The sequence below is a fragment of the Duganella sp. Dugasp78 genome (assembly GCF_059491455.1).
This window is the reverse complement of record NZ_CP168506.1, coordinates 1,860,063-1,874,549: the sequence shown is the minus strand read 5'-3', so window position 1 is coordinate 1,874,549 and position 14,487 is coordinate 1,860,063. Positions and strand designations below refer to the sequence as shown.

Genomic DNA, 14,487 nt, shown 5'->3' with positions numbered 1-14,487 from the left:
GGAGAACCAACAATGACGTCTTTTCGTGCGATCGGCCTGATCGCGTTTTGTCTGACGGCGCTCGCGACCAGCGGCGGCTACGCCGCCGAGCTCACCAGCCCCGTAAAAGTGACCGGCGGTGCAGTCGCCGGCCTGCACGCCGACGGCCTGAAAACCTATCTGGGCATACCGTTTGCCGCGCCGCCGGTTGGCGACCTGCGCTGGCGCGCGCCGCAAGCGGTGCTGCCGTGGGAAGGCGTCAGGGAGGCGCGCGACTTCTCGGCGGCCTGCGCGCAGACGGCCGTGTGGATGCCCGACACCAAAAGCGAAGACTGTTTGTATCTGAACGTCTGGGCACCCGAGCACGCCGTCAAGCTTCCCGTGATCGTGTGGATCCATGGCGGCGGCTATTACGGCGGCACGGGCAAGTACAGCGCCGGCAATCTGGCGAAACGCGGCGCCATCGTCGTGTCGATGAACTACCGGCTCGGCATCTTCGGCTTCTACGCGCATCCGGAGCTGTCGGCGGAATCGCCGGACCATGCCTCCGGCAACCAGGCGCTGCTGGACCAGATGGCGGCCCTGCGGTGGGTGAAGGACAATATCGCGGCGTTTGGCGGCGATCCGTCACGGGTGGCCATCATGGGTGAATCGTCCGGCAGCGAATCGGTGGCGATTCTGATCGCCTCGCCGCTGGCGAAGGGGCTGTTCCAGCGCGCCATCGCCGAGAGCGGCAACGACTCCATGCCGATCAGCGCCGAGGAAAAAGTCCGCTTCCAGTACAAGGCGGACGCCGAAGCCACCGGGCTGGCATTTGCCACGTCCGTCGGCGCGCCGCATCTGGCCGAGCTGCGCGCGCTCAGCGTCGAGGCTTTGCACAAGCCGGCGTGGAAGGCACGCACCGCGGTCGAGGGCCACGTGCTGCGCGAGGATTTGGGCACCATCTATCGCAATCACCGTCAAAACGACGTGCCCTTGCTGATGGGGTGGAACGCCGAGGAGGGCAGGGACCTGACCCAGGAAATCTCCCACATCGGCGACCTGTCGGCGGACCATGTGCGTGGACTGGTCGGCATGATGCTGGGCCGCGCGCCGTCCGAAGCCCTGCTGGCCAACTATCCCGGCATCGTGGATGCCAAGCCTAACCGGGCCGCCATCGATCAGCTGATGACCGACTGGTGGGGCTGGCGCATGGCGCACTGGGCTGGATTGCAGGCGAAATATGGCAAGTCCAAGACGTATCTGTATTTCTTCGCGCACCAGCCGGCAGAACCGCTGACGCCTTGCAGCTACAGCTGCGGCGCCGGCCATGGCTCTGAACTTCCGTACGTGTTCGACAACCTGGGGTTGGACAAGCGGCCCTGGACCAGCGCGGACCGGCAGCTGTCCGCACAACTGGCGAATACCTGGGTGAATTTCGCCAGCACGGGCAATCCGAACCAAAAGGATTTCCCAGCGTGGCCGGCCTACGATGGATCGAAGGCCACCGTGCAGCGCTTCGGTAACGCGGAGGAACTGAAGCGCTTCCCGCTGCCGGATCTTTCCGTGTTTCCGCAGATTGCGGATTGACGGAACCCGCCAGTCTACCTTGCCGCCGGCGCCAGCTCGATGACCTCCCGGGTCGCCTTGTCGATTGCCGCGCGGCTGTACAGCGTTCATAGTCGCTCACGCGGCTGACCGGTGCGGCACGCCCCAGGTGTCGATCTGGATGCGCACCGGCGCTCCTCTGAAAGCGGGGCCCACTGAAAAGTACTTCAACCGCCGGCGATCTCCAATTCGCCCAGCAGCGCCAGGCAGGCCCGCGCTGCCGCGTTGTCGAGGTCCTTTTCCTCGTGCCAGGCCGACACCGATACCGCGACGATGTCGTGTCCGCGCAGCGAGCGGAACAGCGCCACCATGTCGGCGTAGCCCGGCCCCGATTTGACGTGGTATTTCAGCGCCGGCATTTCCGTTTCCGCATCCATCACGTCGCTGTCGAAATGCAGGTAGAGGCGCTCGCCCGGCGTCAGGTATTGGCCGATCTGGGCGATGGTGCAGCAGGTGATGCCGGAGCTGCGCACCGATTCCAGCTCACCCGGGTCGAGGTCGCGCGCGTCGGAGAGGACCACCTGCCGTTCCGGGTAGGGCCGCACGCCGATGGCCGCCCGCATCGCGCCGATGGCGTCGCGGCTTTGCTTGCGGCGGTCGCCGCGCCCCACCAATATCGCCAGCGGCATGCCGCCGAGGTATTTGGTCTGCGTGGTTTCCCAGGTATGGAAATCGCCGTGGGCGTCGAGCCACAAGATGCGGTCCGGCTCGCGTCCGCCGCGTTGCAGGCCGCCCAGCATGCCAAGCGCGGACATGCAGTCGCCGGCGATGCTGACGGGGACCTTGCCGGACTCGACGATCCGGTGCACGCGATCGGCGAGGTTGGCGTAAATCCAGCCCATCCTGCGCAGCTTCTCGTTGCGATCGCTCAGCGTGGCCTCCGTGAAATCGGGCACGTCCACCACATCCCACGCATGCCGGTCGAGTTCGGCGACGCGGCGCAGGCCGTCGCGGCGTTGGCCGATCAGGAAGGGCACCACCAGGTGATTGTTTATATCCATGTGTCGGGATCCATCGAGTAGCCCAGCCGCTCCATCATCGCCCGCACCGGCCGGCGTTGGCCCATATCCAGCAAGGCCTGCTCGCGCTTGCGCCAGCGCAGCGCGCCGGGGGCGTCGGTGGCCATGGTGACGGGCAGCTGCTCGGGCGGCAGCAGCCGGGACAGGCCCAGCCAGTCGCCGATGCGCTGCAGCTGCGCGGCCGGATGGTCGATGAAGGCCTCGAACGCCACGCGCAGCGCGGGCACGCCGCTGGCGACGATGGCTTCATTCGATGCCAGCCATTGGTTCAGGCAGACGTCGCCCAGGTCGGACTGGATGAACTCGCGCCAGTTGGGCGGCAGGTCGAACTTCCACCAGCGCCGGCCGAACGGCGTGGCGTCGGAGTAGCCGCCGATACGCAGCGTCGTGCCGGCCCGCGCCATGTCGTGCGCGAAGAAGCCCATCGGCGAGAGCCAGCCATCCATCAGGCCATTGACCGATTGCGCGTAGCCGCGGCTGAGGTGGATGTAGCGGATGTCCGCCTGCGGGAACAGCTGTTCATGCATGCCGATCCGGTAGGCGTCGCTCGGTGACTTGAACAGCAGGACCTTGCTGCCGGCGTCGTCGACGGTGAACTGGCGGCGATAGCTGCGCGGCAGCACGAAGGGCGGCTCTTCGATCTTCAGCTGCTCGTCGTAGTGGCCGCTGGGGCCCAGCCCGAAATCGCGCAGCGACGACGGCGGCTGCCCGTCGTAAAAATTCATGCGCCATGGCTGCTCGCGAAACACCGAGGCCAGGATCGCGCGTTGCAGCGCGCTGTCGTCCTGCTGACTGAACGATCGCAGTGCGAGGTCCAGCGCGTCGCCGAGCTTGCGCTGTTGCGCCGGCTCGATGAAGTGCAGCGGAAACTGCAGAATCAGGCGCCGCCGCCAGCGCTCCTTCAACTGCTCCAGCGGCGGCAGGACCGGGCTGGGCAGGGTGAGCTCGGCGAAGACGTTGTCGGCCAACAGGTCCGGCTGCGCCAGGGCGCCGACGGCGTCGCTGTCGGCGTGGATGCCGAAGCGGTTACCCGTGAGCGCCAGGTACGGTTCCATTTCCCCGTCCAGCGAGGCGATGTCCGGATGTTCGGCCAGCACGTGCTTGACCAGGCTGGACCCCGCGCGCGAATTGCACAGTATTACCGCCACACGCCGTACCAGCGGGCGCCACGGCGCCTGCGCGACCGCGCGCAAGCCGGCGATGGTGTCGAACACCGCGCTCATACGCGGGCGGCTTGAGGCAATCGCTTGATGAGGAAGGCGTAGAACTCTTTGGTTTCGTCGGCGCGTGCGCGGGCCACCATGCGCATGCTGAAGCCGTTTTCCCTGGCCAGCTTGCGCACTTCCTTCACCGCGCCGAAATTGGAGTGGGCAAAGTAGATGCGTCCGTCCGGCTTCAGGTATTTGCCGACCTGCTGGAAGAACTGGGTGTTGGTGCGGAAGTCGGTGTCCCATTGCGAACGCGCGACGACGTCGGGGGCTTCCTTGTTGCGGAAGGGGAGGTTGGCGGTGATGACGTCGAACTGCTCGTTGCCGATGCCATCGAACAGGCAGGAGTAGCGTACCTCCATCGTGTCGCCGAAGCCGTGTTCGGTGGCGTTGTGCTGGGCACTCTTGAGCGCGGCGGGGTTGATGTCGACGGCCAGCACGCGGGAAGCGCCGCCGTAGCAGGCGTGGACCGCGATAACGCCGGAGCCGGTGCCGACATCGAGCACGCTGTCCCCCGGCTTGACGCGCAGGCTGTTGACGAGCGGCTGGCTATCCGTGTAGGGCCAGAAGGTGTTGGGGAAAACGTGGAATTCCTTGCCCAGGTAGCGGAACGTCTTGCCGCCCTCGGGTACTATTTTGAAAGCCTTCTGGCGGTCCTTCTGCCAGCGATCGATGTGCGCCTGCTTGCCAAGGGAATTGTCCATTTCTATCACCTTTCAGATGAAGGAAAAACAAATCGTGACGCCAGCATGCCGTTTATCGCTCGCGTCTTCAGGAATGCAGTGTTGGATATTACACCGATAATTTATTGTTGGAAAAACATTTGCGTGTTGTTGCGTAAAGTAGCCCCCGGCGGTGTTTTCGACTATATTCGCTCGGAATATTTATTTTTCCCTTCTATGAAAAAACTCAGTCACTACTTAATCTTTGCCGGCACGGCCGTCGTCCTCCACGCCGCGCAGGCGCAAATGCGGATTGAAATCAGCGGCGTCGGCAGCAATCAGATTCCGGTTGCCGTGGCCGGCTTTGCCGACGAGATCCTGGCGCCGCAGCAGATCTCCGCCATCATCAAGGCCGACCTGGAACGCAGCGGCATGTTCAAGCTGATCGATGCCGGCGCCGTCGCCGACGTCAACAACATCGACTACGCCGGCTGGAAAGCCAAGGGCGCCGATGCGCTGGTGGTGGGCACCGTCTCGGCGCTGGCCGACGGCCGCTACGATGTGCGCTACAAATTGTTCGACACCGTCAAGGCCAGCCAGCTGTCGCGCCAGGAACAGTCGGTGTCCGGCCAGGCCGCGCGCTTCGCCGCGCACAGGATCGCCGACGATGTGTTCTTCAAACTCACCGGCGTGCCCGGCGCGTTCTCGACCCGCGTGGCCTACGTCAAGCAGGAGGGCAGCCGCTACCAGCTGGCCGTGGCCGATATCGACGGCGAGGGCGAGCAGGCGGCGCGGCGGTCGAATGCCCCCATCATGTCGCCGGCCTGGTCGCCGGACGGCAGCAAGGTCGCCTACGTGTCGTTCGAGCAGGGCAAGCCGGTGGTGTATGTGCAGAACCTGCTCACCCAGGCCCGCACCGTGATCGCCAACGAAAAAGGCAGCAACTCGTCGCCGGCGTGGTCGCCGGACGGCGCCAGGCTGGCGGTCTCGTTGTCGCCGGACGGGCACACGCAGATCTACACCGTCAACGCCGACGGCAGCGGTTTGCGCCGCCTGTCCGACGGCACCGGCGCCGCCATCGACACCGAGGCGCAGTTCTCGGCCGACGGCGGCAGCATCTACTTCACCAGCGACCGCAGCGGCGCTCCGCAAATCTACCGCATGAATGCGGATGGCAGCGACGTTAAGCGCATCACCTTTAGCGGCGGCTACAACATCAGCCCGCGCATCTCGCCCGACGGCATGACGCTGGCCTATATCTCGCGCCGCGACGACAACTACCAGCTGTATGTGCTGGACCTGGCCACCGGCCAGGAGCAGCGCCTGTCCGACAGTACCGACGACCTGTCGCCCAGCTTTTCGCCGAACGGCAAGTACATCATCTATGCCACCGAAGCGGCGGGGCGCAAGTCGCTGATGGTGGTGTCGGTGGATGGCCGCGTGAAGCAGCGCCTCACCGCGCAGGACGGCGATATCCGGCAGCCGACGTGGGGACCATTCCCGCGCTGAGCGCGCGATGTGTTCTACAGATTGCGTTCGGAGATTTTGTGCAGCGCCGCCAGCGTTTGCGCGTCTTCCGGCCAGCGGGCCAGGCCCAGCCTGGCGGGGGCCTGCTGTTCGGCGTTGATGCGCGCCAGCAGACGGTCGGCGATCTGCTGCCCCTGCACCTGCGACACCCACGGCACCAGCACGCAGAACCGGTCGTCGCCGAAGCGGAAGGCCCAGTCGCTGCCGCGGCATACTTCCTCGATCAGGCGGGCGGCCTGGATCAGCCGGGCGTCGTCGGCGCCGGGCGCCAGCGCCACCAGCATCATCGTCACCGATTGCGGCTTGCCGCGCTGGCTGTGCGTGAGCTGGCTGAAGATAGCCTCCAGATACAGGTGGTTGTGCAGGCCGGTCAGCGGATCGAGCGAGGCGGTGCGGCGCATGACTGCCGCCAGCGCGGCGCGCCGCGCTTCGAACCAGTGCGACAGCAGGCCCACACCCAGCACGGCGGCGGCGGTGCCCAGCAGCGCCTCGTTGGAGCTGCCCGGCCGCAGCAGCAGCACGGCCATGCCCAGCACCGACCAGCCGATGCTGTACACCATGCCCATGTGACGGCCCAGCATCAGGTAGGAGGCCAGCGGCACCACGCACAGCAGGCTGGCCAGCGGCGGCAGCAGGTACACCGCCGCCAGCAGGGCGCTGAAACAGCAAAACAGCACGGCGCACCACATGCTCAGTCGCGGCGTGTCGTCGGCCCAGGGCAGAGGTTTTTCCATTGTTTGGTCAGAGCGCCGTCTCGTAACCTTCGAGGACGTTGACGACGTTGGTGCCCAGTTCCTTGACCGCGTAGCCGCCTTCGAAGATGAAGGCGGTGGGTACGTTCAGGTAGGCCAGGCGCTCGCCGATCTTCAGGTAGTCGGCGCTTTGCAGCGTGAAGCGCGACAGCGGATCGCCGGCGAAGGTGTCGACGCCCAGCGACACCACCAGCGCGTCCGGCGCAAAGCTGCCCAGGCGGATGCAGGCCGTCTCCAGCGCCGCGAACCACGCCTGCGCCGAGCTGCCCGCCGCCAGCGGCAGGTTCATGTTGTAGCCCAGTCCCGCGCCTTCGCCGCGCTCGTCGGCGTGGCCCAGGTAGAACGGATAGTCGCTGCGCGGGTCGGCGTGGATGGAGATGAACAGCACGTCGTCGCGGTGGTAGAAGATGCTCTGCGTGCCGTTGCCGTGGTGGTAGTCGATGTCGAGGATGGCGACCTTGCGCGCGCCGTCATCCAGCATGTGCTGCGCCGCCAGCGCGGCGTTGTTGAGGAAGCAGTAGCCGCCGAAAAAGTCCGCGCCCGCGTGGTGGCCCGGCGGGCGGCTCAACACGAAGGCGCCGCGCTCGCCCAGCCGCAGCGCGTGCGCGGCGTTGACCGCGCAGTCGGCGCCGGTCTTGGCGGCGGTCCAGGTGCCGGCCGTCAGCGGCGTGCCGCTGTCCATCGAGTACAGCCCCAGCTTGGCGCAGAAGTTGTCCGGCTCGATGTCGTCGCGCAGCGAGCGTATCGGCCAGACGGCGGGGAAGGCGTCCTTGCCGGCGTTGGCCGGATCGAGCGCCAGCCATTCGTTCCAGGCGCCGCGCAGGAACTGCAGGTAGCGCGGCGTGTGGACGCGCTCCAGCGACATCAGCGGCACGCCTTGTGGCGTGACGATCTTGCCCAGGCCGCGCCGGCCCAGCTCCGCCAGCACCGAATCGGCGCGCTCCGGCTTTTCAAAGCACGGCACCATCTCGCCGCGGAAGATCTCGTAGCGGCCGCGATGCTGCGCGTGCAGTTCGTTGTAGAAGGTGAGCAAGGAGGCTCCTGGTTTAGTCGCAATCCGTGCTGGAGTGGCACAGGTTGCTGGCGCGGTAGGCGGCGACGTAATCGTCGAAGCTCGATTGCGGCGCCGCTTCCATCTCCGCCTGCTCGGCCAGCGAGACGGCGGCCAAGCCGTCGAAGTAGGCGGCTTCCTCGGCGCTCGGCGGATGGCTGCGGAAGTAGGCGGCGTGCCGCTTGCTCTGCTCCAGGCCGAAGGCGGCGAACGATTTGCCGTTGGCGCGCAGGGCCGCCAGCACCTTGGCCGACGGCGTCAGGTCGGCGTCGCGCAGCTTGGCCGCCTGCTGCGCCATGGCGTCGGCGTGCACGGTGTCGCCGCGCTGGGCGTCGAGCAGGGCCGCCACCGGACCGATGCGCTCCAGCAGCTGCTGGCCCCAGGCTTGCAGGCTGATTTCGCCGTTGTCGCTGTTGAGCATCAGGCCCGGACGGCGGCCTTCCTTGACGGTGCGGGCGAAGTTCTCGGTGTGGCGCAGGCCTTCTTCCGGCGAGATGGCCGGGCTTTCCTCGAGCGCGCAGAACAGCAGGAAGGCGTCGAGGAAGCGGCCGGTCTGCACGTTGATGCCGACCGGTTCGAACGGGTCGACGTCCATGCAGCGCACTTCGATGTACTGCACGCCGCGCGCGCACAATGCCTGGATCGGCCGTTCGCCGGTCTGGATCACGCGCTTGGGGCGGATGGTGGAGTAGTACTCGTTCTCGATCTGCAGCACGTTGGTGCTCAGCTGTATCCATTCGCCGTCACGCTTGGTGCCCAGCGCGGCATACGGTTCGTACGGCTGGTTGACGGCCTTGGTCAGGGCGGCGACGTAGCTGTCCAGGCAGTTTTCGTGCGGGCTCAGTCCCGATTGCGCATCGTTCTGGTAGCCTAGGTCGCTCATGCGCAGGCTGGTGGCGTAGGGCAGGTAGAGCGTGTCGTCGGACAGCGTCTCCAGCTTGTGCGGACGGCCGCGCAGGAAGCCGGTCGACAGCACCGGCGAGGCGCCGAACAGATACATCAGCAGCCAGCTGTAGCGGCGGAAGTTGCGGATCGTTGCCAGGTAGGCTTCGGACTGGAAGGACTTCGGCGACAGGCGCTTTTGGTTGCCTTCATGCTCGGCCAGCACGCGCCACAGGCGTTCGTCCAGCGAGTAGTTGTAGTGGATGCCGGCGATGCACTGCATGGCCTTGCCGTAGCGCAGCGCCAGGCCGCGCCGGTACACATGCTTGAGCGTGCCCATGTTGGAGGTGCCGTACCAGGCGATCTCGATCTCGTCCTCGCCCGGCAGCTGGCAGGGCATGGACTGGCTCCACAGCAGCTCGTCGCCCAGCTTGCTGTAGGCGTAGCGGTGGATGCCGTCGAGCTTGGCGATGGTGGTGGCGATGTCGGCCTCGGCCGGGGTGATGAACTCCAGCAGCGTCTCGGCGTAATCCGTGGTGATTTGCGGGTGCGTCAGGGCCGAGCCCAGGGCCGCCGGATGCGGCGTCGCAGCCAGATGGCCGCGCGCGTCCACCCGCAAGGTTTCCCGTTCGATGCCACGCAAGCCACCCAGCACCGGACGGTACTCTGGCTGGGCCAGCAAGGCCAGGCGGCGAGTCAATAGATTGGACAATTGGATCTTCCTTTCGTAGTGCAGCAAGTGTTGCATCAAAGCGTGAGGTGCGAGATTAACCGAAAACGGGCAATCGCGTCGGCGCCGGCCCAAAGTCCCGACGGCGCCGAAGATCGCTTGCTAGTTTATCAAATACTGGGAAGAGGGGCTGAAAGCCGGAATATTGCAGGATATTGCGTATGGATGGCGCCGTCAGTGCGCCCGCGCACCAGTGACCCGCTCGATGCCGGCCAGGTCGGTCCAGCTTTGCACCTCGGTGTAGCCTTGTGCGCTTAGCAACGCGCGCACGGCGGCCGACTGGTCGTAGCCGTGCTCCATCAGCAGCCAGCCTTGCGGCTTTAAATGCGCGGCGGCGCCGGCGACGATGATGCGCAGCGCCGACAGGCCGTCCGCATGGTCGGTCAGCGCGCCGGGCGGCTCGTAGCGCAGGTCGCCCTCGGACAGGTGGCGGTCGCCGCTGGCGATGTAGGGCGGGTTGGAGGCGATGACGTCGAACGGCGGCTGGCCCTGCAGCGCCGCGTACCAGTCGCTCTGCAGGAAGTTGACCTGGACGCCGTTGGCTGCGGCGTTGCGGCGCGCCACGGCCAGCGCGTCCGGGCTGACGTCGAGCGCGGTGACGGCGGCGTCGCGCCGGGTGTGCGCCAGCGCCACGGCGATGGCGCCGCTGCCGGTGCCCATGTCCAGCACGCGGCCTTGCGGCGGCAGGCGGTCCAGGGTCAGTTCGACCAGCAGTTCGGTGTCGGGGCGGGGGATCAGCACGGCGCCGTTGACCTCGAATGGCAGGCCGAAAAATTCGCGCTGGCCGACGATGTAGGCGACCGGCTCGCCGGCCAGGCGGCGCTGCACCAGCGCGGCGAAACGCGCGGCCTGCTCGGCGTCGAGTTCGCGTTCGGACTGGGTGATCAGGCTCACGCGCGACAGGCCCAGCGCGTGGCACAGCAGCACGCGGTTATCCAGCGGGTCCAGCAGGGACTGCGCTTGCAGCGCGCCGATGGTGACGCCGGCGGCGATGGCGCGGATATCGTCGATCATCAGCGCGGGCGGCGGATCAGCAGCCAGGCCAGGCCCAGCGTGCACAGGCCGAAGCTCAGGAAGGACCACTGCGGGATCGACAGGCCGAACCATGGCGCCAGCGCGTCCTCGCACAGGCCGTCGGCATGGAACAGGAAGGGCAGGTAGGTCGCGGTTGGGATCTTGTTGAGGAAGGTCTCCATCGGGTCGATGCCGCACGACAGGCCGGGGTGGGCCAGGATGTACAGGTGCTTGCCGGCGGTGTACAGGCCGCCCAGCGCGGCCAGCAGGCCAAGGCCGGTGCCCAGCCTGGGCTTGCCGTAGGCGCCGAACAGGCAGCAGATGCCGATGGCGATGAACAGGTAGCGCTGGATCACGCACAGTGGGCACGGCAGCATGTCCAGGCCGATCTGCAAATACAGGGCGACGCCGATCACGCCGAAGCAGGCAATGGCGATGGACAGCAGCAGGGAGCGCGTATGTATCATGGGGTGATCCGATTCGGTGGGTATGGGAGTAGCGGGCAATTCTCGCACAAAGTTGTCGCTTCAGCCTTAGGCTGATGTTAACTCCGGCCCGTCGTTCCCGCGCAGGCGGGAACCCATGCTGTACATCCCGCTCGGCGAAGCATGGATTCCCGCGTTAGCGGGAATGACGATTTACTGGTTAATCCCCCAGCGCCGCCAGCAACTCGGCCTGGTGTTCGGCGGCCAGCGCATTGGTCAGCTCGGTCAGGTCGCCGTCCATGATGAAGTCCAGCTTGTACAAGGTCAGGTTGATGCGGTGGTCCGTCATGCGGCCCTGCGGGTAGTTGTAGGTGCGGATGCGCTCGCTGCGGTCGCCCGAACCGATCAGGCTCTTGCGGGTGGCCGCCTCCTTTGACTGCTGCTCGCGCAGCTGCACGTCCTTGATGCGCGCGGCCAGCACCTTCATGGCCTGCGCCTTGTTCTTGTGCTGCGAGCGGTCGTCCTGGCACTCGACCACGATGCCGGTCGGCAGGTGGGTCAGGCGCACCGCGGAGTCGGTCTTGTTGATGTGCTGACCGCCGGCGCCGGACGCGCGGAAGGTGTCGATGCGCAGGTCGGCCGGATTGATGTTGACGTCCTCCACCTCGTCGGCCTCCGGCATCACCGCCACCGTGCAGGCCGAGGTGTGGATGCGGCCCTGGGTTTCGGTGGCCGGCACGCGCTGCACGCGGTGGCCGCCGGATTCGAACTTCAGCTTGGAGTAGACGCTGTTGCCGATCAGGCGCACGATCACCTCGCGGTAGCCGCCCAGGTCCGACGCCGATTCCGACACCACCTCCACCTGCCAGCGGTTGCGCTCGGCGAAGCGGGTGTACATGCGCAGCAGGTCGCCGGCGAACAGCGCCGACTCGTCGCCGCCGGTGCCGGCGCGGATCTCCAGGAAGATGTTGCGCTCGTCGTTGGCGTCCTTCGGCAGCAGCATCTTCTGCAGTTCCAGCTCCAGCTCCGCCAGGCGGGTCTTGGCCGCTTCGATCTCGTCCTGCGCGAAGTCCTTCATCTCCGGATCGCCCAGCATCTCCTGCGCGGCGGCCAGGTCGCCGATGGCTTCCTGGTAGGATTTGTACAGCGCCACCAGCGGGCCGAGTTCGGCGTGCTCGCGGGTCATCTTGCGGTAGGCGTCCATATTATTGGTCGCGCCTTCGGACATCAGCAATTCATCGAGTTCGACCAGGCGGTTCGCCAGTTGATCGAGCTTGGCCAGCATGGATGGTTTCATAGCGTATTCGGTAAAGGGGTTGAAGCAGGTGCCGCGTGGGAGCGGCGGGGAGTGCGCGGCGGCGTGGCGCGCGCGCTGGTCAGGCAGGGGCGCTAACGGCGGCCGCGGAACAGCTGCGGCAGCAGCTCGGCCAGTTGGGCGCGTTCCTCGCCCTGCGCACGGTGCAGCGCCTGCTGCGGGCCGTGCATGAACTTCGCGGTCAGGCCCTTGGACAGGGCTTCCAGCACGGCGTCGATATCCTCGCCCTTGGCCAGCATCTTGCGGGCGCGCTCCAGTTCCAGCTGGCGCAGCGCTTCGCTGTTCTCCTGCAGGCTCTGGATGACCGGCACCACGGCGCGGTCGTCGATCCAGTGCATGAACGATTGCACGCGGGTCTCGATGATGGCTTCGGCCTGGGCCACGGCGGCCTGGCGGTTTTCCATGCCGGTCTGGACCACTTTGCCGAGGTCGTCCACGGTGTACAGGAAGACGTCGTTGAGGCGGCCCACTTCGGCTTCGATATCGCGCGGCACGGCCAGGTCGACCATGAACATCGGCTTGTGGCGGCGCGCCTTGATCGCGCGCTCCACCATGCCCAGGCCGATCAGCGGCAGCGACGAGGCGGTGCAGGAGATGACGATGTCGTACTGCTGCAGCTTGTCCTGCAGCTCGGCCAGGCGGATGGCGCGGCCGCCGAAGCGGTGGGCCAGCATCTCGCCGCGGTCCAGCGTGCGGTTGGCAATGGTGATGGACTTGGGATTCTGCGCCGCGAAGTGGGTGGCGCACAGCTCGATCATCTCGCCGGCGCCGATGAACAGCACGTTCTGCTCGGCGATCTTGTCGAAGATGCGCTGCGACAGGCGCACGGCGGCGGCCGCCATCGACACGCTGTGGGCGCCGATCTCGGTGGTGCTGCGCACTTCCTTGGCCACCGAGAACGAGCGCTGGAACAGCTGGTGCAGATAGGTGCCCAGGCCGCCCGCCTCGTCGGCGGTGCGGATCGCGTCCTTGATCTGGCCGAGGATTTGCGTCTCGCCCAGCACCATCGAATCGAGCCCGGAGGCGACCCGGAAGGTGTGGCGCACGGCGTCGTGCTGCGGCAGCAGGTAGAGGTGCGGGCGCAGCTCGGCGTAGTTCAGCTGGTGGAAGTCGGCCAGGAAATGGGCGCCGGCGTCGAGCGAATCGGGCACGCGGCTGGCAGCGTACAGCTCGGTGCGGTTGCAGGTCGACAGGATGGCCGCCTCGTCGCTGCCGCGATGGTCGATGCGCTCGAACCAGGAACGCGCCGCCACCACCGCCTGGCCCAGCTGCTCAGGGGCGAACGCCAGCCGCTCGCGCAGCGAGACAGGGGCGGTGTTGTGGTTGAGGCCGACGGCAAGCAGCTGCATTTCGGGTCCGTGCGTTGAGTTAGCGGACATTATACCGTGTTGTATCCCTGACTTGCCGGCGCCTGCCCATAGGCCAGGCGGCATACCGTGCATATTGTGAGCGGGCTAATGACACCCGTCGTTCCCGCGCAGGCGGGAATCCATAGCACGTCTCCCCGGCAAGCGTTCTATGGGTTCCCGCCTGAGCGGGAACGACGGCCAAGGGTCAGGCGCCCAGTTTTTCCAGCCGGTAGCCATAACTGTAGACCGGCACCAGGCGGAAGCCGTTTTCTGGTTTCAATTGCAGTTTATTGCGGACGCGCGAAACGTGGGTGTCCATGGTGCGCGACGGCACGGCGGTCTCGCGTATCCATACCGCCTCATGGATGTAGGCGCGCGACAGCGGCCGTCCGATGTTGCGGAAAAATAACAGTGCCAGGTAGAACTCTTTGTGGGTGACGTCCAAAACAATGCCATCCATCAACAAACGGCCGGGGCGGGTCTCGAACACATATTGACCGAATTGTAATTGTTCGGCGCCATTTTGCGCCGGGTAGGCGCGCCGCAGCAAGGCTTGCACGCGCGCCACCATTTCGCTGCGGCGCAGCGGCTTGATCATGTAATCGTCGGCGCCGGCGGCCAGGCCGGCGACGATGTCGTCCTCGCCGGAGCTGGTGGTCAGGAACAGCACGGGGGCGCTGTCGGGCAGCTTTTCACGGGCGCGGCGCAGCACCTCCGCCCCGCTGAGATCGACCACTTGCCAGTCGAGGATCAACATGTCGTAGCTGTCCTTGCGCAGCTGCGCCAGCACGTCCTTGGCGGTCTGGAAGCTGTGGCAGACGTGGCCTGCCGAGGTCAGTACCTGGCAGATCAGCTCGGCCTGGCTGCGGTCGTTGTCAAGTACGGCGATTCTCATACCACTGCCTGTAGGAAATTATGTTAAGGAGAAGTCACTACAAATATAACAGAGATTTACAAAAATAGTTAGCAAAATGGCTAATTATTTTT

General features: G+C 66.1%; 13 protein-coding genes. 2 read left to right on the top strand and 11 right to left on the bottom strand.

Annotated elements, in window-relative coordinates; all coding sequences use genetic code 11:
• The first annotated feature begins 12 nt into the window (after positions 1-12).
• Positions 13-1,548, top strand: a complete 1,536-nt coding sequence (locus tag ACEN9O_RS08350) for a carboxylesterase/lipase family protein (RefSeq protein WP_495617110.1) — start codon at positions 13-15, stop codon at positions 1,546-1,548.
• A gap of 185 nt (positions 1,549-1,733) precedes the next feature.
• Here the strand turns inward: ACEN9O_RS08350 and ACEN9O_RS08345 are convergent, their stop codons facing one another.
• Genes ACEN9O_RS08345 through ACEN9O_RS08335 form a run of 3 tightly spaced genes read right to left on the bottom strand, consistent with a single transcriptional unit; the run spans position 1,734 to position 4,497 of the window.
• A complete protein-coding gene (locus ACEN9O_RS08345) occupies positions 1,734-2,567 on the bottom strand; it encodes an arginase family protein (RefSeq protein ID WP_495617109.1) in 834 nt (277 codons plus the stop codon).
• Positions 2,558-3,808, bottom strand: coding sequence for a hypothetical protein (locus ACEN9O_RS08340; RefSeq protein ID WP_495617108.1), 1,251 nt, complete (start codon positions 3,806-3,808; stop codon positions 2,558-2,560). Before ACEN9O_RS08340 ends, ACEN9O_RS08345 begins: the two co-directional genes overlap by 10 nt.
• Positions 3,805-4,497, bottom strand: a complete 693-nt coding sequence (locus ACEN9O_RS08335; protein ID WP_495617107.1) for a 50S ribosomal protein L11 methyltransferase — start codon at positions 4,495-4,497, stop codon at positions 3,805-3,807. Before ACEN9O_RS08335 ends, ACEN9O_RS08340 begins: the two co-directional genes overlap by 4 nt.
• Before the next feature lie 195 nt (positions 4,498-4,692).
• On the opposite strand from ACEN9O_RS08335, the gene tolB reads away from it, so the two are divergent.
• Positions 4,693-5,964, top strand: coding sequence for a Tol-Pal system beta propeller repeat protein TolB (gene tolB / locus ACEN9O_RS08330; protein WP_495617106.1), 1,272 nt, complete (start codon positions 4,693-4,695; stop codon positions 5,962-5,964).
• Positions 5,965-5,978: 14 nt separating this feature from the next.
• On the opposite strand, the gene ACEN9O_RS08325 is transcribed toward tolB, so the two are convergent.
• The 8 genes from ACEN9O_RS08325 to ACEN9O_RS08290 all read right to left on the bottom strand — a co-directional run bounded on the left by ACEN9O_RS08325 (position 5,979) and on the right by ACEN9O_RS08290 (position 14,395).
• A complete protein-coding gene (locus ACEN9O_RS08325) occupies positions 5,979-6,716 on the bottom strand; it encodes a GGDEF domain-containing protein (protein WP_495617105.1) in 738 nt (245 codons plus the stop codon).
• Positions 6,717-6,723: 7 nt separating this feature from the next.
• A complete protein-coding gene (locus ACEN9O_RS08320) occupies positions 6,724-7,767 on the bottom strand; it encodes a histone deacetylase family protein (RefSeq protein ID WP_495617104.1) in 1,044 nt (347 codons plus the stop codon).
• Between the two features lie 13 nt (positions 7,768-7,780).
• A complete protein-coding gene (gene gshA, locus ACEN9O_RS08315; protein WP_495617103.1) occupies positions 7,781-9,379 on the bottom strand; it encodes a glutamate--cysteine ligase in 1,599 nt (532 codons plus the stop codon).
• A gap of 192 nt (positions 9,380-9,571) precedes the next feature.
• Positions 9,572-10,411 carry a peptide chain release factor N(5)-glutamine methyltransferase gene (gene prmC, locus ACEN9O_RS08310; RefSeq protein ID WP_495618442.1) on the bottom strand — a complete coding sequence of 280 codons (840 nt, stop codon included), beginning with the start codon at positions 10,409-10,411 and terminating at the stop codon, positions 9,572-9,574.
• Entirely contained in the window at positions 10,411-10,878 is a 468-nt protein-coding gene (locus tag ACEN9O_RS08305; protein ID WP_495617102.1) for a disulfide bond formation protein B, read from the bottom strand. Before ACEN9O_RS08305 ends, prmC begins: the two co-directional genes overlap by 1 nt.
• A gap of 178 nt (positions 10,879-11,056) precedes the next feature.
• A complete protein-coding gene (prfA, locus tag ACEN9O_RS08300) occupies positions 11,057-12,133 on the bottom strand; it encodes a peptide chain release factor 1 (protein ID WP_495617101.1) in 1,077 nt (358 codons plus the stop codon).
• 92 nt (positions 12,134-12,225) lie between these two features.
• Positions 12,226-13,500, bottom strand: coding sequence for a glutamyl-tRNA reductase (gene hemA / locus ACEN9O_RS08295; RefSeq protein ID WP_495617100.1), 1,275 nt, complete (start codon positions 13,498-13,500; stop codon positions 12,226-12,228).
• Positions 13,501-13,705: 205 nt separating this feature from the next.
• Positions 13,706-14,395 carry a response regulator transcription factor gene (locus tag ACEN9O_RS08290; protein WP_494690796.1) on the bottom strand — a complete coding sequence of 230 codons (690 nt, stop codon included), beginning with the start codon at positions 14,393-14,395 and terminating at the stop codon, positions 13,706-13,708.
• Positions 14,396-14,487 lie beyond the last annotated feature (92 nt).

Coding starts and splice junctions, on each gene's coding strand:
- tolB (WP_495617106.1), top strand. CDS start 4,693: ATGAAAAAACTCAGTCACTACTTAATCTTTGCCGGCACGGCCGTCGTC.
- ACEN9O_RS08305 (WP_495617102.1), bottom strand. CDS start 10,878: ATGATACATACGCGCTCCCTGCTGCTGTCCATCGCCATTGCCTGCTTC.
- ACEN9O_RS08325 (WP_495617105.1), bottom strand. CDS start 6,716: ATGGAAAAACCTCTGCCCTGGGCCGACGACACGCCGCGACTGAGCATG.
- ACEN9O_RS08350 (WP_495617110.1), top strand. CDS start 13: ATGACGTCTTTTCGTGCGATCGGCCTGATCGCGTTTTGTCTGACGGCG.
- ACEN9O_RS08340 (WP_495617108.1), bottom strand. CDS start 3,808: ATGAGCGCGGTGTTCGACACCATCGCCGGCTTGCGCGCGGTCGCGCAG.
- prfA (WP_495617101.1), bottom strand. CDS start 12,133: ATGAAACCATCCATGCTGGCCAAGCTCGATCAACTGGCGAACCGCCTG.
- ACEN9O_RS08345 (WP_495617109.1), bottom strand. CDS start 2,567: ATGGATATAAACAATCACCTGGTGGTGCCCTTCCTGATCGGCCAACGC.
- ACEN9O_RS08335 (WP_495617107.1), bottom strand. CDS start 4,497: ATGGACAATTCCCTTGGCAAGCAGGCGCACATCGATCGCTGGCAGAAG.
- prmC (WP_495618442.1), bottom strand. CDS start 10,411: ATGATCGACGATATCCGCGCCATCGCCGCCGGCGTCACCATCGGCGCG.
- ACEN9O_RS08290 (WP_494690796.1), bottom strand. CDS start 14,395: ATGAGAATCGCCGTACTTGACAACGACCGCAGCCAGGCCGAGCTGATC.
- hemA (WP_495617100.1), bottom strand. CDS start 13,500: ATGCAGCTGCTTGCCGTCGGCCTCAACCACAACACCGCCCCTGTCTCG.